The 19,964-nt window shown below is 46.0% G+C and carries 16 protein-coding genes; 4 read left to right on the top strand and 12 right to left on the bottom strand.

Annotated elements, in window-relative coordinates; all coding sequences use genetic code 11:
- Nucleotides 1-13: 13 nt before the first annotated feature.
- The 11 genes from prfB to OCV99_RS01375 all read right to left on the bottom strand — a co-directional run bounded on the left by prfB (nt 14) and on the right by OCV99_RS01375 (nt 13,256).
- Nucleotides 14-1,118 (bottom strand): peptide chain release factor 2 gene (gene prfB, locus OCV99_RS01425; RefSeq protein WP_158367758.1). Its coding sequence is split into 2 segments (ribosomal slippage): nt 14-1,042 and nt 1,044-1,118, totalling 1,104 coding nucleotides; the frame shifts between segments, so codons are not numbered across the junction.
- A gap of 16 nt (nt 1,119-1,134) precedes the next feature.
- On the bottom strand, nt 1,135-3,699 hold the full coding sequence (secA, locus tag OCV99_RS01420) for a preprotein translocase subunit SecA (protein ID WP_158367443.1): 2,565 nt from the start codon (nt 3,697-3,699) through the stop codon (nt 1,135-1,137).
- A 90-nt stretch (nt 3,700-3,789) separates the two neighbouring features.
- Entirely contained in the window at nt 3,790-4,581 is a 792-nt protein-coding gene (gene hisA / locus OCV99_RS01415) for a phosphoribosylformimino-5-aminoimidazole carboxamide ribotide isomerase (RefSeq protein ID WP_158367441.1), read from the bottom strand.
- A 9-nt stretch (nt 4,582-4,590) separates the two neighbouring features.
- Nucleotides 4,591-5,823 carry a phenylacetate--CoA ligase family protein gene (locus OCV99_RS01410; protein ID WP_158367439.1) on the bottom strand — a complete coding sequence of 411 codons (1,233 nt, stop codon included), beginning with the start codon at nt 5,821-5,823 and terminating at the stop codon, nt 4,591-4,593.
- A 21-nt stretch (nt 5,824-5,844) separates the two neighbouring features.
- The gene (locus OCV99_RS01405) at nt 5,845-6,468 is read right to left on the bottom strand and encodes an indolepyruvate oxidoreductase subunit beta (RefSeq protein WP_158367437.1); all 624 of its coding nucleotides are present in this window, start codon (nt 6,466-6,468) and stop codon (nt 5,845-5,847) included.
- Nucleotides 6,461-8,278 (bottom strand): indolepyruvate ferredoxin oxidoreductase subunit alpha, encoded by a 1,818-nt coding sequence (gene iorA, locus OCV99_RS01400; protein ID WP_158367435.1) that lies wholly within the window; start codon nt 8,276-8,278, stop codon nt 6,461-6,463. Before iorA ends, OCV99_RS01405 begins: the two co-directional genes overlap by 8 nt.
- Nucleotides 8,279-8,388: 110 nt before the next feature.
- Entirely contained in the window at nt 8,389-8,754 is a 366-nt protein-coding gene (locus OCV99_RS01395; RefSeq protein ID WP_158367433.1) for a hypothetical protein, read from the bottom strand.
- Nucleotides 8,755-8,854: 100 nt separating this feature from the next.
- Nucleotides 8,855-10,807, bottom strand: coding sequence for a fructose-1,6-bisphosphatase (locus OCV99_RS01390; protein ID WP_158367431.1), 1,953 nt, complete (start codon nt 10,805-10,807; stop codon nt 8,855-8,857).
- A 38-nt stretch (nt 10,808-10,845) separates the two neighbouring features.
- On the bottom strand, nt 10,846-11,604 hold the full coding sequence (dapB, locus tag OCV99_RS01385; protein ID WP_158367429.1) for a 4-hydroxy-tetrahydrodipicolinate reductase: 759 nt from the start codon (nt 11,602-11,604) through the stop codon (nt 10,846-10,848).
- Between the two features lie 20 nt (nt 11,605-11,624).
- On the bottom strand, nt 11,625-12,515 hold the full coding sequence (dapA, locus tag OCV99_RS01380; RefSeq protein ID WP_158367427.1) for a 4-hydroxy-tetrahydrodipicolinate synthase: 891 nt from the start codon (nt 12,513-12,515) through the stop codon (nt 11,625-11,627).
- Nucleotides 12,516-12,626: 111 nt separating this feature from the next.
- A complete protein-coding gene (locus OCV99_RS01375) occupies nt 12,627-13,256 on the bottom strand; it encodes a single-stranded DNA-binding protein (protein WP_158367425.1) in 630 nt (209 codons plus the stop codon).
- A 178-nt stretch (nt 13,257-13,434) separates the two neighbouring features.
- Between OCV99_RS01375 and typA the strand changes: the two genes are divergently transcribed.
- From typA to hpf, 3 genes are all read left to right on the top strand, one after another.
- The gene (gene typA, locus OCV99_RS01370) at nt 13,435-15,264 is read left to right on the top strand and encodes a translational GTPase TypA (protein ID WP_158367422.1); all 1,830 of its coding nucleotides are present in this window, start codon (nt 13,435-13,437) and stop codon (nt 15,262-15,264) included.
- Between the two features lie 16 nt (nt 15,265-15,280).
- Complete coding sequence (locus tag OCV99_RS01365) at nt 15,281-15,892, top strand: transporter (RefSeq protein ID WP_158367420.1); 612 nt, start codon at nt 15,281-15,283, stop codon at nt 15,890-15,892.
- Nucleotides 15,893-16,011: 119 nt separating this feature from the next.
- Nucleotides 16,012-16,545, top strand: coding sequence for a ribosome hibernation-promoting factor, HPF/YfiA family (gene hpf / locus OCV99_RS01360; RefSeq protein ID WP_158367419.1), 534 nt, complete (start codon nt 16,012-16,014; stop codon nt 16,543-16,545).
- A 35-nt stretch (nt 16,546-16,580) separates the two neighbouring features.
- Here hpf and OCV99_RS01355 read toward each other — a convergent pair whose 3' ends face one another.
- The gene (locus OCV99_RS01355) at nt 16,581-17,237 is read right to left on the bottom strand and encodes a YigZ family protein (RefSeq protein WP_158367417.1); all 657 of its coding nucleotides are present in this window, start codon (nt 17,235-17,237) and stop codon (nt 16,581-16,583) included.
- A gap of 146 nt (nt 17,238-17,383) precedes the next feature.
- On the opposite strand from OCV99_RS01355, the gene OCV99_RS01350 reads away from it, so the two are divergent.
- Nucleotides 17,384-19,912: a transglycosylase domain-containing protein gene (locus OCV99_RS01350; RefSeq protein ID WP_158367415.1), complete on the top strand. Its 2,529-nt coding sequence runs from the start codon at nt 17,384-17,386 to the stop codon at nt 19,910-19,912.
- Nucleotides 19,913-19,964 lie beyond the last annotated feature (52 nt).

Below are 19,964 nucleotides of genomic sequence, written 5' to 3'. Positions count from 1 at the left end.
CTCCCTCGTATCGCTACTGACCTTTCTGTTTTAAATATGCGTTAATAAATATATCAATTGCCCCATCCAGAACTGCTGCCACATTGCCGGTCTCCTCACCTGTCCGGTGATCCTTCACCAACGTATACGGCTGCATAACATAGGAACGTATCTGATTGCCAAATCCGATTTCTTTCACTTCACCGCGGATGTCGGACACCTTCTCTGCCTGCTCCTGCTCTTTCAGCAGAGTAAGCTTTGCCTTCAGCATCTGCATCGCCTTCTCTTTGTTATGATGCTGAGACCGTTCATTCTGGCACTGTACCACAATCCCGGTAGGCAGATGGGTAATGCGGATAGCCGAAGAAGTCTTATTGACATGCTGACCTCCGGCGCCGCTGGCACGGTAGGTGTCAATTTTCAAATCGTCTTCCGCAATTTCAATATCAATGGTATCCTCAATATCCGGCACCACATCGCAGGACGCAAATGACGTCTGCCGTTTGCCTGCCGCATTAAACGGGGAAATCCGAACCAGGCGGTGTACGCCTTTTTCGGACTTCAGATAACCATATGCATTCTCTCCGCAGACTTCAAAAGTTACATTCTTAATCCCGGTAATATCACCATCCAGATAATCCAGCACAGTAATTCCGAAGCCCTTCTGCTCTGCCCAGCGTCCGTACATACGGTACAGCATCCCTGCCCAGTCGCAGGACTCCGTGCCTCCCGCCCCCGCATGCAGTGTGACAATCGCATTGTAGCGGTCATATTCTCCCGACAGCAGAGTCCGGATTCTCAGAGCTTCGTACTGATTTTCAAATCCCCGGACTTCCTCTTCAATCTCCGGAACCATGGACGGATCGCTTTCCTCATATGCCATCTCCAGAAGAATCTGTATGTCCTCATACTTTTCCTCCAGACTCTGCATCTCTTCCAGACAATCCTTCAAGTTCTTCAATTCTTTCATTATATTCTGGGATTTTTCTGTGTCATCCCAGAATCCCGGCTCTTCTATCTTTCGCTCCAGCTCTTCTACTCGCTTTTCTTTGCCGGAGACGTCAAAGTGAATCCCTCATTTCAGCGAGAGGTTCTTCATAAGAGCTGATGATACTTTTAAACTGATCCAGTTCTACCACTCTATCACCTCTTTCATCATTTTCTTCCACAACACTGCTTATATTTTTTACCGCTTCCGCACGGGCACGGATCATTCGGATATATCTTCTTCGTCTCACGCTTCTTAGGCGCGCGGACCGCACTGTCATCTTTGTTCGTTCCGGTTACTTTCGCCACCTCTTCACGCTCTACCTTCTGTTCAATCCGAATATGGAACAACGTACGGATGGTATCTGCCGTAATCGCTTTCGTCATCTCGTCGAACATCTCATATCCAACCATCTTATATTCAATCTTCGGATCTCTCTGTCCATATGCCTGCAGGCCGATTCCCGTCCGGAGCTGATCCATGTCATTGATATGATCCATCCATTTGCCATCAATCACCTTCAAAAGAACTACACGTTCAATCTCTCTGAGCTGCTCCGCTTCCGGGAATTCCGCTTCTTTCATCTCGTAAGCCTTGACCGCACGTTCTTTCAGCATATGCTTAAACTCTTTCTGATTTAAGTTCTTTACTTCCTCTAAGCTCACAGGTTCCATCGGAATCGTATTATGAAGAGTCACATTCAAATCTGCCAGCGCCCAGTCCTCCGGCTCCTGATCCGGCGAAATGTTGCTGTCCACAAGATTCTCCACGTATTCATTTATCATATGATAAATGGAATCCCGCATACTCTCGCCATCCAGAACCCGACGCCTCTCTTCATATATAATTTCTCTCTGCTCATTCATAACCTGGTCATAATCCAAAAGATTCTTACGAATGCCAAAGTTATTACTCTCTATCTTCTGCTGCGCTCTCTCAATAGCGCCCGTCAGCATCTTATGTTCAATCTGTTCTCCGTCTTCCACTCCAAGTGTATTAAACACATTCATCAGCTTCTCTGAACCGAATAGACGCATCAAATCATCCTCCAGGGAAATGTAGAATCTGGATTCACCCGGATCCCCCTGACGCCCGGAACGTCCGCGCAGCTGGTTATCGATACGCCTGGATTCATGCCGCTCCGTACCGATAATCTTAAGTCCGCCCACCTCTCTCGCCGCATCGTCCAACTTAATATCCGTACCACGTCCTGCCATGTTGGTGGCAATGGTAACTGCGCCATGCTGGCCTGCCTGCGCTACAATCTCCGCTTCCATCTCATGAAACTTCGCATTCAGGACATTATGCTGGATTCCTCTTCTTTTCAGCATACCGCTCAGAAGTTCTGATACCTCAATCGTAATCGTACCAACCAAAACCGGCTGGCCTTTGGCATGTGCCTCCTCCACGGCATCACATACCGCGCGGAACTTCTCTTTCTGCGTCTTATATACCGCATCCTCCAGATCCACACGGGCAACCGGAACATTGGTAGGGATTTCTACAACATCCATGCCGTAAATCTCCCGGAATTCCTTCTCTTCTGTAAGGGCAGTACCCGTCATACCGCTCTTCTTCTCAAATTTATTAAATAAATTCTGGAAGGTAATCGTAGCCAGCGTCTTGCTTTCTCTCTTTACCTTCACATGCTCTTTCGCTTCTATCGCCTGATGAAGTCCGTCAGAATAACGGCGCCCCGGCATAATACGTCCGGTAAATTCATCTACAATCAGTACTTCATCGTCCTTCACCACATAATCCTGGTCACGGAACATCAGATTATGCGCACGCAGAGCAAGAATAATATTATGCTGAATCTCCAGGTTCTCTGCATCGGCAAGGTTGTCAATGTGGAAGAACTTCTCAACCTTCTTCACGCCATCTTCGGTCAGATTTACATTCTTCTCTTTCTCATTTACAATAAAGTCTCCCGTCTCCTCAATTTCTTCACCCATAATAGCGTTCATCTTGGAGAACTCTCCGCTTGCCTCACCCCGCTCTAACTGGCGCGCCAGGATGTCACACGCTTCATAAAGTTTCGTGGACTTACTGCTCTGCCCCGAAATAATCAACGGAGTTCTCGCCTCATCAATCAATACCGAGTCCACCTCATCGATAATTGCAAATTTCAATCCTCTCTGAACAAGCTGTTCTTTGTAGATTACCATGTTGTCTCGCAGATAATCAAAACCTAATTCATTATTCGTCACATAGGTAATATCGCAGTTATATGCTTCCCGTCTTTCATCCTTATCCATGCTATTCAGCACAACACCGACCTTAAGTCCCAAGAACTCATGAACCTGCCCCATCCACTCCGCATCACGTTTGGCAAGGTAATCATTGACCGTAACGATGTGTACCCCTTCTCCGGTAAGAGCATTCAGATATGCCGGAAGCGTCGACACAAGGGTCTTACCTTCACCGGTCTTCATCTCGGCAATACGCCCCTGATGCAGAATAATTCCGCCAATCAACTGTACCCGGTAATGACGCATTCCCAGAACACGTGATGCCGCTTCTCTCACTACAGCAAATGCTTCCGGAAGAATATCATCTAACGTCTCTCCATCCGCCAGCCTTCTCTTAAATTCCTTCGTCTTATCTCTCAGCTCTTCATCGGATAATTCCTTCATCTGAGGTTCAAGCTCTTCAATATGGTCAACAATCGGATAAATCCTCTTCAATTCATTCTCGCTGTGTGTCCCAAATATTTTTTGTAAAAAACCCATGGTATTTCCTAACTCCTTGTCCAATATTCAAAAGATTCACTCACCATTTTAGCACTATCATGCAAGCAATTCAACCAATTTATAAACTGTTCACAGACTGCTCATAGACTGTCCATATTCCTTTTTTACCGTTTCATAAGGCAGTTTCCCGCCAAACAGATCCAGCGCACTGCCGATAGTAAAGTCAAGTCTGCCTTTACTGATCTGCTTAAACCGGTCCAAATCCTCCATACTTCCGATGCCTCCCGCGTAAGTAACCGGGCGTCCCGCGTATCCGGCAAGAACCTTCACCAGCTCTTCTTCCACACCGGAAGATTTTCCTTCTGCGTCCACCCCGTGAACCAGGAATTCATCGCAATAACCGGACAGTTTTTCCAACATTCCTACGGTTACTTTCATTCTGGTAAATGTCTGCCAGCGGTCTGTTACAATATAATACTCCCCGCCCTTCTTCCTGCAGCTTACATCAATGACAACATGCTCTCTTCCCACTGCTGCCACCAGCTTCTTCAGATTGTCCCACAGAACTTCTCCGTCCCGGAAAACATAGGAGGTAACAATCACATGACTTGCACCCGCACGGATATATTCCACTCCATTTTCCGCCGTAATCCCGCCGCCAATCTGCATTCCGCCGGGAAAAGCACGCAATGCGCGCAATGCCTGTTCCTTTGTAGCTACATAATACTCAGAAGAAGCCGGATTTAAAAGGATAATATGTCCTCCCGTCAGCCCGTCTTTTTTATACAATTTTGCATAATAAGCGCTGTCGTATTCCGACGCGAAGTTTTCCTGTGCCCGGTCGCCGCTGTCTCTTAAGCTTCCTCCCACAATCTGCTTTACTTTACCGTTGTGTATATCAATGCATGGTCTGAATCTCATAAATATCTCCTAATATCTGTTATCAAAAATCCGTGTAGATTTCTTCTCGCTGCGGGGCAGTTCTCCTATAGAAACCGGTTTTACAAGCACCGTAATTCCGATTTTTTCTTTAAATGCCTGCTGTACCGCCTTTTCTGCCTGACTTTTCTCCACTCCCGTATTTATCTCTACAAACAAAGTGCAGACATCCTTACCATTCAAATGGTCTAACATAAACTGATACTCACTGGATGCCTCCGGCACATCCTTTAACATCTCTTCAATCTGGCTCGGGAAAATATTAACCCCCTTTACCTTTACCATATCATCCGTACGTCCGATCAGTGTATCAATTCTCGGGAATCTGGAGCCGCACGGGCAGTCTCCCAGTACAAATCTTGTCAAGTCATGAGTACGGTAACGGATCAGGGGCGCCCCCTGTTTTCTGAGGGTCGTAATTACCAGCTCGCCAATCTCGCCGTCCGGTACATTCTTTCCGGTCTTCGGATCAACGATTTCAAAATACACATAATCATCCCAATAATGCATCCCGCATTCATAATCACAGCTCATGGCAATCCCCGGCCCGTACACTTCCGTCAACCCGTAAATGTCATAAAGCTGCACTCCCAGCTCTGCCGCAATCCTTTTGCGCATCTTATCGCCCCACCGCTCAGAGCCGATTACGCCCTTTTTCAGATAAATTTTATCCGTCAGCCCTCGTTTTGCAATCTCTTCTGCCAAAAGAAGTGCGTAGGAAGAGGTTGCGCAGAGAACCGTAGACTTCATGTCCTGCATCATCCGAAGCTGCTTGTCCGTATTGCCCGGCCCCATCGGGATTGTCATAGCTCCCAGCCGCTCTGCTCCCAACTGAAACCCAATTCCCGCTGTCCACAGACCATAGCCCGGCGTAATATGGATACGGTCAAGAGCAGTGATGCCCGCCATCTCATAGCAGCGTGCGAACATCTTCGCCCAATCATCCACATCCTTCTGCGTATAAGGGATAATAACAGGGGTTCCTGTTGTACCTGACGAGGAATGAATTCTTACAATTTCCTCATCCGGCACTGCCTGGAGTCCCAATGGATACGCTTCCCGCAGATCTCCCTTCCATGTAAATGGAAGCTTCTCAAAATCTTCCTGTGTCTGAATGGCTTCCACATCAATATCTTTGAATTTTTCTTTATAAAAGCAGTCTTTTGAGGTTAATACTTTCAGGTTTTCTTTAATTAGCCTCATCTGCAGTTCTGTCATTTTCATAACTCCGTCCTCCGTCTCATCCTATCTTACTTCTGTCTTTGTCCCATCCGCTTTCCTTTGCGCACCGGCAATTGCTGCGCCCAGGGCAAGCGCCTTCTGATTCAGCTCCACAAACTGCGGCTTAACCTTCTTCTTTATCTCCACTTCCATATCCGGTATAGAAATATCCAGAGCACCACTGGCTGCGGCAGCTCCCAGCAGCGCTACATTCAGCACCTTCGCGGATCCTGCCTGTCTGCAGACAGCTTCTCCATCCATAATCAGAAGGTTGTCCACCTTCTTTTTCAGAAAATCCAGCATTTCATGCCCATCATACTGTCCTCCGCCAAGGGTAGCCGTCACCGGTTTCACCGCTTTCCGGTTTACAATCAGCATTCCTCCTTCCCGCAGATAGGGAAGACTGCGCACTGCTTCAGCCGGCTCAAAAGCAAGAATAACATCTGCCTGCCCTTTGGGAATCATAGGAGAATGGATTTCTTCCCCCATCCTCACATGGCTCACCACAGAGCCGCCTCTCTGTGCCATACCAATCGTCTCCGTTGTCCTTACAAACATCCCTTTATCCAGCGCCGCATAAGCAATCAGCTTAGAAGCCAGCACAACACCCTGACCGCCTACACCGCATAACAGACAATTTTTACGCATTAAACGGCACCTCCTTTATTGCTCCGAATTTACATACCTGGGAACAAACTGTACATCCAAAACAGAGGGAAGGCTCTATCTTCACCCTGCCCTCATCCGTTACAATTGCCGGGCATCCAAGCTCCCTGATACATTGTCTGCAGCCGGTACAAGTCTCTTCTTCCACCTGATACATCCTCTCCGGCCTGCTCACCGCAATACACGGGGATTTGAAAATAACGGCGCGCACCCCTTTCTCGTCCGCTACATCCTGGACGGCCCGGATTGCTTCTTCCAAATGCAGTGGATTGGCATACGCAATCTTTGCTACCCCCACTGCTTCCAGTATCTTCTCAATACTGATCTGATTCACTACATCTCCCATCATCGTCTTTCCGGTTCCCGGATGTGGCTGATGTCCGGTCATTGCCGTGGTAGAATTATCAAGCACGATCAGAATAATGTCATTCTGATTATAAACCGCATTCACCACTCCGGTAATCCCTGACGCGAAAAAAGTCGAATCCCCGATAAATGCAAAGTTCAATGTATCCGGTTCCACAATATGGATTCCCTGTGCAATGGTTACATCCGCTCCCATGCAAAGGCAGGTATCTACCATATCCAAAGGCTTTGAGTTGCCCAAAGTGTAACATCCGATATCTCCGGAGAATACCGCCTTTCTCCCCTTCACCGCCTGCTTTACCGCGTAAAAAGACGCTCTGTGAGGACATCCCGCACAGAGTACCGGAGGGCGTACCGGAAGCTGCGGCATATCTTCTGCCTGTTCTGCCGCCTCCCAAACGGTCTGAAGCGACGCGCACTCCGGCAAAAAGCGCTTTAAATCTTCCCGAACACTCTCTACACTGTTCTCCCCGGCAATTTTGGTGTCTTTGGTGAGCTTTCCTTTTATGGTGACAGGAAGATGATATTTCCCTGCAATTCTCAGCAATTCTTTTTCGATTACCGGCTCCAGTTCTTCCAGCACCAGCACTTCCTCCACACTCTTAAGGAATTCTGCCGCAAGTGGTTCCGGAAAAGGATGCGGCGTCGCCACGCGCAGCAGCGGAATATTTTCCGGCAATGATTCTTTCACATAAGCATAGCTGATTCCACCCGCGGCAACTCCCTTCTTCCCCGTTTTATTATTTTCAATCCTATTATATGTATAGGAAGAAAGCACTTTAGAAAGTAATTCATTTCTTTCTTCAATCTTTATATGATTCTGATAGGACAGTCTGGGGAAGATTACCCATCTCTCCGTATCTCTTACGAAGCCTTCCGGCCTCTCCCTTTTTTCCTTCTCTTTCATCTCCACCACCGCGCAGCCATGACAGACTCTGGTGGTCGGGCGGAACAAAACAGGAGTCCCGTATTTTTCCGAATATGCAAATGCATCCCCAATCATCTCATAGGCTTCTTCCGGAGAAGCCGGGTCAAATACCGGAAGCTTGGAGAACAATGCAAAAAGCCTCGTATCCTGCTCCGTCTGAGAAGAAATCGGGCCCGGGTCATCCGCCGATACGATTACCATGCCGCCCTTCACTCCAATATAAGCAAGGCTCATCAGCGGGTCAGACGCCACATTCAACCCTACCTGCTTCATAGTCACCAGCGTTCTTGCTCCCGCGTAGGCTCCGCCTGCGGCCACCTCAAGCGCCGCTTTCTCATTTACAGACCATTCCACATGGATACTTCCGTCATTATATTTTGCCACCGTCTCCAGAATCTCTGTAGACGGCGTTCCGGGATAACCGGCAACCAGATTCACTCCCGCACGAATCGCACCAAGAGCAATCGCCTCATTACCCATCAATAATTTCTTTTCCATTCTATGTATCTCCCTTACTTATCATTCACGTTATTCCTGTCTTTTGCCTGAAAGCATCATACCACAGGTACGTCTGGAAATCTACCTGTGGTATGTTTTTTTCTGTGCAGTTATCTGTTATTTCCCGTGTTGCTGTCAGTATTGCGATCGGTATTATTGGCATTATCAGCGTCGTTATCCGTACGGTTTCTATCGTCATTTCCATCCAGGTCATTTTCAATATCCTCGGCACCATCACGTACATCATCGCCGATTTCATCCATTACGCCCTCACCGTCGTTGGTTCCATTTGTATGATTGTTATCCGTCTTAGAATCATTATTCTTATCTTCGTTATTTTCTACACCGCTGTTTTCCGTTGCAGAATTGTTATTTGCCACATCATCATCAGCTTTTCCATTGTTTCCACAACCCGTAAGCCCGCACAATACTCCCACACAAAGTAATGCTGTCATTAATTTTTTAAACTTTTTCATCTTTTTACTTCCTTTCATGTCAGTTTTATGTTTCTAGTAATATCTGCATTTTTTTTAAATATATACTCCGGCATGAAAGGTAGTTTTTTACATTTTTATTTTATATTTTTTCTGTAATACGGCCGCTCCGGTATGCTTCCAGCAAAAATTCCAAATCCCGGATCCTCTCCTTCAGTCTTTTACCGTCATCGGTGTCCTCTACACGCTTCCTGGCCATTACCCGTTTTACGATAATGCTGTCAGAATGAATGTCACTGCCTTTCTCGATTGCTGCTTCCGTAGACTCAAAAGGATCGTGGGCCGTCAGAATCAGTCCATACGAATTATAAATTAATGTGTATCCGGCAATTCCCGTTTCTTTCTGGTAGGCTTTAGAAAATCCGCCGTCAATTACCAATACCTTGCCGCCGCACTTGATAGGGCTTTCACCATTTTTGCTTCTCACCGGTACATGTCCGTTTACAATATGGATGCACTCGCCGGACAGTCCGAATTCTGCCAGGATGCTGTCCACCACTTTCTCATTTTCAAGAAGCGAATAGTAAGGATTCTTTTTTTCCAGATGCGTCTCCTTTTCCGCCAGAAAATAACGCTCAAAGGTAGCCATCTTGTCTTTTCCGAACAAGGGGGAATTCTCGTTCAGCCAGATATACCACATCATATCCCTGCCCCGTTCCTTCTCCTTTGTCTCTACCGCAAAGAATCCCTTGCGCACATAACTTTCCAGAACTTCGTAGAGTTCCTTTCCCTTATATGTTTTACCATAAATCTTTACCTGCTTCATACTTCCGTCTTCATTCAGAGGAATACAGCCATGATACAGAAGATTGTTATTATATACCTTATAGAGTCCTCCCTTATTCAGGAGAAAACGCATGTGTTCCTGAAGTTTCTCACAGTTCAAAAAGGCTCTCTCCAGACGCTCCATGATATCCTCTTCTTCTTTTGTCAACGTATAAGGATGCCTTGGGTCAATTGTTGGAAAATTCTTATCCAGAAGTTCATACTTCTGCCCATCCAAATCAATGGTTCCCTTCTCAAAATCAATGCGGTGCAGCAGATTTCTCCCTTCCATCTTGAACCCAGGGTTCTTACGGATAATCTGTCCCTCCACCTTAAACTGGATAATCGAGATTGCTTTGTGCATTTTTATCTCCATCTCTTTTTCCTGCGCCGTAAAGCTGGTGCTTCCCTTTAACCCAAAGCACTCGCAAGGGTCATCTGCATACTTAGACAGTGCAAATGTAGCAAGGGGCAGTAAATTAATCCCATACCCGTCCTCCAGAATATCCAGATTCCCATATCTGGCGCAGATACGGATCACATTGGCAATGCAGCCTCTTTGTCCCGCTGCTGCTCCCATCCACAAAATATCATGGTTTCCCCACTGGATATCCACACTGTGATACTGCATTAACTTATCCATAATAATATGAGGACCCGGTCCTCTGTCGTAAATATCCCCCACAATGTGTAAATGATCCACCGTCAGCCGCTGGATCAGCTCGCTGAGCGCAATAATAAATTCTTCCGCCCTGCGGACGCGGATGATCGTATTCACAATCTCGTTGTAGTAAGATTCTTTGTCCGTAAGCTCTGCTTTCTCCGTAATCAATTCTTCAATCACATAGGCAAAATCCTTTGGCAGCGCCTTGCGCACCTTGGAACGGGTATACTTACTAGCCGTTCTTTTACACACCTCAATCAGACGGTACAGTGTAATCTTGTACCAATCCTCCATGTTGTTTTCTTCCTTCTTAACCCTATCCATCTTCTCTCTCGGATAATAAATAAGAGTAGCAAGGGCCTGTTTGTCCCTGCTACTCATAGTATTTCCGAAAACAGCATCCACTTTACGGCGCACGGAACCAGAGCCATTCTTAAGAACATGGGCAAACGCCTCATATTCCCCATGAATATCTGTAAGAAAATGTTCCGTTCCCTTCGGCAGATTCAGAATCGCCTGCAGATTAATCACTTCCGTCGATGCCTGAGCGATGGTGGGATAAATTTCAGAAAGTCTTTCCAAATACTTGAATTTCAGATCCTCCATATTCTTTACCTCCCATACGTACCCTTTATCTTTCGGTTTTATAATTGAATCACATCAGACATATCATAGCGACCGGCAGGCTTTCCTGCGAGGAACTTCGCCGCTTCCACAGCTCCCTTGCCGAAAATCGCCTTCGAATATGCCGTATGCTTAAATTCTATCACTTCATCGGTTCCTGCAAAAATCACTTCATGCTCGCCGACAATCGTGCCTCCCCGGACAGCAGCAATACCAATCTCATTCTTCTCTCTTTTCTTTCTGTCCTTACTTCTGTCAAAATTGTAGGTACACGCTTCTTCCAACGCTTCATTCACAGAATCCGCCAGTGCCAACGCCGTCCCGCTGGGGGCATCTACCTTCTGATTATGATGCTTCTCTACAATCTCAACATCAAATCCGGCTGTTCCCAGTACCTTTGCTGCATCCTTCAAAAGCTTCATCAGAAGATTGATTCCCAGGGACATATTTGCCGACTTCAGTACCGCCGTCTCCTTTGCCGCTTCTTCCATATGCTGCAGCTGGGTTTCTGAAAGCCCTGTCGTACAGAGCACCACGGGAATCCGTCTTTCCGCACAGTAATCCAATACTCCGTCTACTGCTGCCGCATTGGAAAAATCAATAACCACATCCGCCGGAATGTCACATTTCTCAATACTTTCAACTACCGGATAAGTATTCGTTATTCCCATATAGGCGTCCACGCCCGCAACAATCTCCACTTCCGGATCTTCTTCAATAATCCGGGTAATCACCTGCCCCATCTTCCCATTGCAGCCATGCATTATCACTCGTACCATACGTCTCTCCTCCTGCCGTCTTATGCCAGCTTAATGCCAAAATCCTTCATTGCCTGCGCCAGCGTTTTCTCATGCTCCGGAGTAAGCTCTGTAAGCGGCATGCGCACGCCGCCGCATTCCATTCCCATAAGATTCACAGCCTTCTTGACCGGAATCGGGTTCACTTCACTAAACAGCTGCTCAATCAACGGAATTGCTTTAAGCTGCAATTCACAGGCTCCCTTCACATCTCCATCAAAAAACTTCGCGCAAATGTCATGGGTTTCCCTCGGTGCCACGTTCGAGAGCACGGAAATCACGCCCTTTGCTCCCAGGGACAAAAGCGGCACAATCTGGTCGTCATTGCCGGAATACAGATCTGCCTTCCCATCCGTCAGGCTCATAATCTTTGCCACCTGGCTGATATTACCGGAAGCTTCTTTAATCCCGACAATATTATCCACTTCTTTTATCAGGGTAGCCGCCGTCTCCGGAGCGATATTGAGCCCCGTTCTGCTGGCAACACTATACATAATAATCGGCGCTTTCGCCTCTGCAGCCACTGCCTTATAGTGGGCAATCAGTCCTTTCTGTGTCGCCTTATTATAGTAAGGTGTCACCAGAAGCAGACCGTCTGCCCCGTATTCCACTGCCTCTTTCGACATATCAATTGTCGTATATGTAGCGTTAGAACCGGTACCTGCAATTACCGGGAGTCTCTTCTTCGTCCTCTCAATTGTAAATTTGATGCACTCCATATGCTCTTCTTCTGATAAAGTAGAAGATTCTCCTGTCGTACCACATATAATAATACTATCTGTTCCATTCTCGCAGTGATAGTCAATCAGCTCATCCAGTTTATCATAATTAATACTTCCATCTTTGTGAAACGGTGTAACCAGCGCTACACCTGCACCTGTAAAAATAGCCATATTCTTCCTCCTGACTTCCTAATTTAGTATCTTTAAAAAAGTTTATCATTATTCATTTCTAATGTCAATGAATCCCTTTCTGTCAGGCTCTCTATTTTATCTGTTTTTCGGCTAATCTTCCATACATTCCAATTTACTCACAGAAACTTCATATGCCACTCTTTTCTGTGTCTCCGTCTCCGACAGCTTTTTCACATATTCTCTGCTCTGAATCCTTCCCAGAATCTGTACATGTTCTCCTACCTGAAAGCCTGCTGCAAACCTGGCGTTTCTCCCCCAGCAGATACAAGGAATGTAATCCGATTTCCCATAAGGGCGGTTTACTGCCAAAAGCAGATCCGCAATTTCCCTTCCCAGCGGAGTCTTCCGGTAAACCGGCTCCTTGCAGATATAGCCATCCAGGAAAATTGTATTGGTCTTCGCACCATCCAATTCTTCCTGGGCAAAGACAATCTCCCTCACAAACACCGATAAAATTAACCGGTTCTTTTGTTCATCATGCCTGTTATATGAGCGGAACTGTCCGCTGGCCACAATGAATTCTCCCGTATAATCCTGCGTTACATCAATCAGCCGCTCGGATACCATCAGCGGGATTCTGTCCTCTGAGTTACTTAATCGTTTCACAAGGACATCTACCATATAGAATCCTTCCCCGAATACTTCGTGGCTGTACACAAACTCTGATGCCACTCTTCCCATAATTGTTACCTGATTATTTTCAATAATCTTATCTGACATGACTTTTTTTCTCCCTTCCTCTGAATCGTATTTTACTAATATAAAGTCACTATTTAATCTATGCCGGGAAACCCCATCTTAGAACCACACTTTTATAATTCTTGTAAATTTCTGAAAATGTGGTATAATACCGCCAGATATTTTATTTGTATAATAAAGATAGAAAAGGAAGGTTTTTATGAAGACTAAGAGAGAAGACATCCGTAACATTGCAATCATTGCCCATGTTGACCATGGCAAGACTACCCTGGTAGATGAATTATTAAAGCAAAGCGGTGTGTTCCGTGAAAACCAGCAGGTAGAAGAACGTGTCATGGACTCTAACGACATCGAGCGCGAACGTGGAATTACGATTCTTTCCAAAAATACAGCCGTCTATTATAAAGGAACTAAAATCAACATCATTGATACTCCGGGACACGCCGACTTTGGCGGCGAGGTAGAACGTGTACTGAAAATGGTAAATGGCGTCATCCTTGTGGTAGACGCATTTGAAGGCGCCATGCCGCAGACCAAATTTGTACTCAGAAAGGCACTGGATCTGAAACTTCCGGTTATCGTATGTATCAATAAAATTGACCGTCCGGAGGCAAGGCCGGAAGAAGTCATTGATGAAGTGCTGGAGCTTTTCATTGATCTGGAAGCCTCCGACGAACAGCTTGACTGCCCCTTCGTTTATGCCTCGGCAAAAGCGGGTTACGCCGTGCTGGAACTGGAAGACGGACCGGAAAATATGATTCCTCTTTTCGAGACAATTCTTGACTATATACCGGCGCCGGAGGGCGATCCGGACGCTGACACCCAGGTACTGATCAGTACTATTGATTACAACGAATATGTCGGCCGTATTGGAATTGGCAAGGTTGACAACGGAACTATCCGGGTAAATCAAGATATGACCGTTGTAAATGAACATGACCCGGAACGCCGGGAAAAGGTCCGCATCAGTAAATTATATGAATTTGACGGTCTGGAAAAGGTAGATGTAAAAGAAGCTACCATCGGCTCCATCGTTGCTATTTCCGGTATTTCCGACATTTCCATCGGAGACACCATCTGCTCACCTGAGAACCCGGTAGCAATTCCTTTCCAGAAGATTTCCGAACCTACCATTGCTATGCAGTTCATCGTCAATGACAGCCCCTTTGCGGGACAGGAAGGGAAATACGTGACTTCACGCCACATCCGTGACAGGCTGTTCCGTGAGTTGAACACAGATGTCAGCCTCCGTGTCGAAGAGACTGACAGTACCGACAGCTACAAAGTATCCGGGCGCGGGGAACTGCATTTATCCGTACTTATCGAAAATATGCGCCGAGAAGGATACGAATTTGCGGTCAGCAAGGCGGAGGTTCTGTATAAAAGGGATGAAAAGGGCAAACTACTTGAGCCTATGGAAATTGCCTATATTGACGTTCCGGATGAATTTACCGGGGTCGTAATTGAAAAACTGGGACAGCGAAAGGGCGAACTGCGCAATATGGGATCTATCAGCGGCGGCTATACCCGTCTGGAGTTCTCCATTCCCGCCCGCGGCTTAATTGGTTACCGGGGAGAGTTTCTTACCGATACCAAAGGAAACGGTATTATGAACACTTCTTTTGACGGTTATGCCCCGTACAAAGGAGACATCCAGTACCGCAAACAGGGATCCCTGATTGCTTTTGAAACCGGAGAATCCGTAACCTACGGCCTTTACAGTGCGCAGGAGCGCGGAACCTTATTTATCGGTCCCGGCGAAAAGGTATATTCCGGCATGGTAATCGGACAGAATGGCAAGACCGACGACATTGAGGTAAATGTCTGCAAGACCAAGCACCTTACCAACACCCGCTCTTCCAGCGCAGACGAAGCGCTCCGGCTGACGCCGCCCCGTATACTTAGTCTGGAACAGGCACTGGATTTCATCGATACGGACGAGCTTCTTGAAATTACTCCCAAGTCACTTCGCATCCGCAAGAAAATCCTGGATCCGAAGTTAAGGAAACGAAGCAATCTCAGCAAATAGCCAAAAGGAGGATGCCATGAAAAAATATGCAACAGCAATCTTATCCCGTGTAGCGATGATTCTGGAGTTTTTCATCTCTGTTATGCTTGCAATCGGAATCATCCTCCTTAGTATCCGTCTCGCCGGATCATTAGCTAACATTCCTAACCTGAGCGCTTACCCCAATTACGAAGATCTTCTGGAAGCCTGCTTCAATCTGATTATCGGTGTTGAACTGATCCGCATGATGTACTGCCACACACCGGACACTGTATTCGAAGTTCTTTTATTTGCAATTGCAAGGCAGATTATCATCGACCACTCTTCTGCCCTCAGCAGTCTGATTGGGGTCTGTGCCATTGCCGTACTTTTTGCTACAAGAAAATTTCTCTTCTGTGATTTCGACATCTCAGATAAGAATATTTTCCGGGCAACATCCAAAGTAAAAGTCGTCAATAAAATTATGGAAATGTCCATCCCTTATGAGGATGACGAAACTCTCTGTGACATCATCCTGAAAAAATTTAAAGAAGATGAGGTGGAAATAGGAGTCGGTGCCTGTACCTACTTTTCTGACTGCGGTCTGCGGGTCGCCAAAATGTATAACGGAAAAATTTCAAGAATTGAGGTAATCAGAGCTATACATTAGGCGACAAACATGGTATACTCAATATATCAGATAGATTATTGCACAATGATATTTTTATCAGATATTAACGGGCAATTTCCCTGTCTATTTGAAATTATACCGAAAAGGGGTTGAACAACATGAAGTTTATCATCAGTGGAAAAAACATCGAAGTAACACCAAGTCTGAAAAAGACAATTATGAACAAACTGGAGAAGTTAGAAAGATATTTCACTCCCGATACGGAAATCATTGTTACATTAAGCGTAGAAAAAGAGCGTCAGAAAATTGAAGTTACCATCCCGGTCAAGGGGGACTTGATCCGGTCCGAGCAAGTAAGCAGCGATATGTATGTATCCATCGATCTTGTAGAAGAAGTCATAGAGCGCCAGCTTAGGAAATATAAAAACAAACTAGTAGCAAGGCATCAGGAGGGCGTTAATTTTAATCAGGCGTTTTTTGATTCTGACGAGCCCGATGATGACGATGAAATTAAAATTGTACGCTCCAAAAAATTCGGCATCAAACCGATGTACCCGGAAGATGCCTGTGTACAGATGGAGCTTCTGGGCCATGATTTCTTCGTGTTCTGCAACGCAGAAACAGAAGAAGTAAATGTAGTCTATAAGCGTAAAAACGGAACTTTTGGTCTGATCGAACCTGAATTCCGTTGATTTCTTCATAATATCTCCATCGGGGTCCTGGAAACTCAGTCTTCCAGGACCCTGTTTTTACCTTCTATTTCCGCATAATAGCATGTCTCACCTTCTTCCATGCGCACCCTGCCATTGGTTCCCTCCATAATTGCAGCTTTCAGACCTTCAAGCTCCCGCGCCGGAACCAGAACCGTCATCTCCACTTTATCCGTATAGAGAGTATCCAGAACCGTCATTCCCTTTTCCGCCAGTATATACTGGATTTTCCCCAACCCGGTATATTCTGTGGTGATTTCCAGTTTAATCCCCTGCTTTTTGGTTATAATCACAGATGAAGCAAGCCCCGCTTTTACCGCCGAAGAATAAGCACGCACCAAACCGCCGGTTCCTAAAAGCGTACCGCCAAAATATCTGGTCACTACCACCGCAGTATTATGCAATTCTTCTCCCAAAAGCACATCCAACATTGGTTTCCCCGCCGTGCCGGAAGGCTCTCCATCATCACTGCAGCGTTGGATTTCATTTCGCTCTCCAATCACATACGCAAAACAATTATGCGTTGCATTCCAGTATTTCTTGTTCATAGCTTCTATAAATGCCAGCGCTTCTTCTTCTTCTGCCGCCGGTATCACCGTCGCGATAAACCTGGATTTTTTTTCAACAATTTCTCCTTCTCCGCCTTGGTATACTGTTCGATAATTCTTCAACATAATTTTCACCTTTTCTTTTTGTTTCTACATATACTATAACGAATTTCTTAAGATTTTCCTACTGAAATGTGAAGTTTTCATTTTTTTCTTTATTTCAATAGGCAAGTTTGTTATAATGGAACAAGTATAAAAGGAGGCATAGCTTCATGAATTATGGAAAAAATAAAGCTTCTAAGAAACAGAAGGAAATCACATCAAAAGCGACTATGCAAAGCAAGCGGATAGGCGTAAGGCTCTTCAAAGCTTTTTTATTATGCCTGCTTCTTATTGTCATCGCCTGTATCATTGCCGGGTTTGTGTTCCTGAAGAAGATTATTGATGATTCACCGGACATAACCGCCGAAGATGTACGGCCAAGCGGTTATACTTCTATTGCTTATGCAGACGACGGCGTCACGGAAATTGAACGCTTTGTAACCTCAGGCTCGAACCGTGTCTACAAGTCCATTTCCGAGATTTCGGAGGATGTACAGCATGCATTTGTGGCAATTGAGGACGAGCGGTTCTATGAACACAACGGAATTGATCCCATGGGTATCGCCAGAGCATTTGTCCGGGGCGTTGCAAATGGCGGACATTTTACGGAAGGCGCCAGTACGATTACCCAGCAGCTGATTAAAAATAATATTTTCCCCAATTTCGTATCCGAAAACACCTTCTTTGAAAGAGCTGAGCGAAAGATTCAGGAGCAGTATCTTGCCCTGAAAATCGAAAAGCAGATGTCAAAGGACGAGATTCTGGAAAGTTACCTGAACACCATCAATCTGGGGCAGAATACGCTGGGCATTCAGTCCGCGTCCATGCGTTATTTCAATAAGGATGCATCGGAACTAACCCTTTCTGAGGCGGCGGTTATTGCGGGTATTACTCAGAGTCCTACAACCTTGAACCCGATTGATAATCCGGAGGCCAACCAGAGACGCCGCGATGAAGTCCTGCAGAAAATGCTGGATCAGGGATATATTACCCGTGAGGAATATGACAGTGCCAAGGCAGATGATGTTTATGCCAGAATCCAGAATGTAAACAGCCAGATTACGGATGATACGCCGACCACGTATTTTACAGACGCACTGTCCCAGCAGATTATCGAAGATCTGCAGGATCGTCTCGGTTTTTCAGAGACACGTGCTTATAATGCCTTATACAGCGGCGGCTTACAGATATACACAACCCAGAATCTTGCTATGCAGCAGATCTGCGACGAAGAAATGAATAATGATGAGAATTATCCATGGCTTGTGGAAGTTGGTCTGGATTACGCCCTGACTGTTACCCGGGCAGACGGAACGGTTGAAAATTACAGTTCCGGCCATATCAATCAATATGTCCAGAATACTTATGGGGATGAACAGGGACTTCTCTTCTCCAGTGAGGAGGAAGCACAGGCTATGATTGCAGAATGGAAAACTACCATAGCCAGAGAAGGAGATACCTATGACGAAGTCATCAACCTGACGCCTCAGCCCCAGGCTGCCGTTACAATTATCGATCAGGCAACCGGACAGGTCAAAGCTATGGTAGGAGGACGTGGCGCCAAGACTACAAGCCTGAGCCTGAACCGAGCCTACAAAGGATCCCCAAGACAACCTGGTTCTTGTTTTAAGATTCTTTCAACCTACGCTCCGGCTCTGGATACCGGCGAAGCAACTCTTGCCACAGTTATCAGAGACGAGCCATGGGAATATTCCGACGGCACGCCCCTTAAGAATGCCACGAACAACTACATGGGCGACATTACCATGCGCACTGCAATCAAGTATTCCCAAAATGTATGTGCCGTTAAGATGATTAACGAGATTACGCCTCAGGTAGGATACGAATACGCTGAGAAATTCGGATTCACTACTTTGGAAGAATCTGACAAAGTAGAATCTCTCGCCTTGGGTGGATTGACAAAGGGTGTCTATAACTATGAACTGTGCGCAGCATTTGCTGCCATAGCAAATAAAGGAGTATATAACAGACCGACCCTGTACACCAAAATTTTGGATCATGATGGCAATGTACTTCTGGAAGGAGCATCCGATACTCATACCGTGATTAAAGAAACCACTGCTGCTCTGCTGACAAGCGCAATGGAAGACGTAGTGGAAAGCGGTACGGGAAGCGCTGCTTCCCTCAACAATATGCCGGTAGCCGGAAAAACAGGTACAACAGACCACGATCAGACCTTATGGTTCTGTGGCTATACTCCATATTATACCTGTGCAGTATGGGGCGGATATGACGAGAACAAATCCTTAACCAATATTGATACCACATTCCGGTTCCGCCTCTGGCGAAGCATCATGAGTCGGATACATGAGAATCTTGAATACAAAGAATTCACAATGCCCAACTCTGTTGAAAAGAAATGGGTATGCACAGAGACCGGTCTGCTGGCACGTTCCGGCTGTCCTTCTGTCTCAGAATATTTTTCACCGGAAACTGTGCCAACAGAGGGATGCGATGGAGATCATTGGTCTTATTATGATTACTACGATGATGAAGATGAAGATGAAGAAAGTTCTTCCGGATCTTCTGGAACTTCCGGATCTTCTGGTTCTGACAATTACAACGATACACCTTCCGACACTTGGGATGAAACACCGAGCTATGAGCCGGAGGAACCGGAAGAACCCGAAGATATTCCATCCACAGAAGACATCCCGTCAACGGAATCAGGAACCTAAAACTGCAAATAAAAATACACAAATTATAAAATGCCAGCAAAATGCTGGCATT

The sequence above is a fragment of the Dorea acetigenes genome (assembly GCF_025567385.1).
GTDB lineage: Bacteria > Bacillota > Clostridia > Lachnospirales > Lachnospiraceae > Claveliimonas > Claveliimonas acetigenes.
The sequence above is the reverse complement of the archived record's forward strand: the minus strand, read 5'-3'. Positions and strand labels throughout refer to the sequence as shown.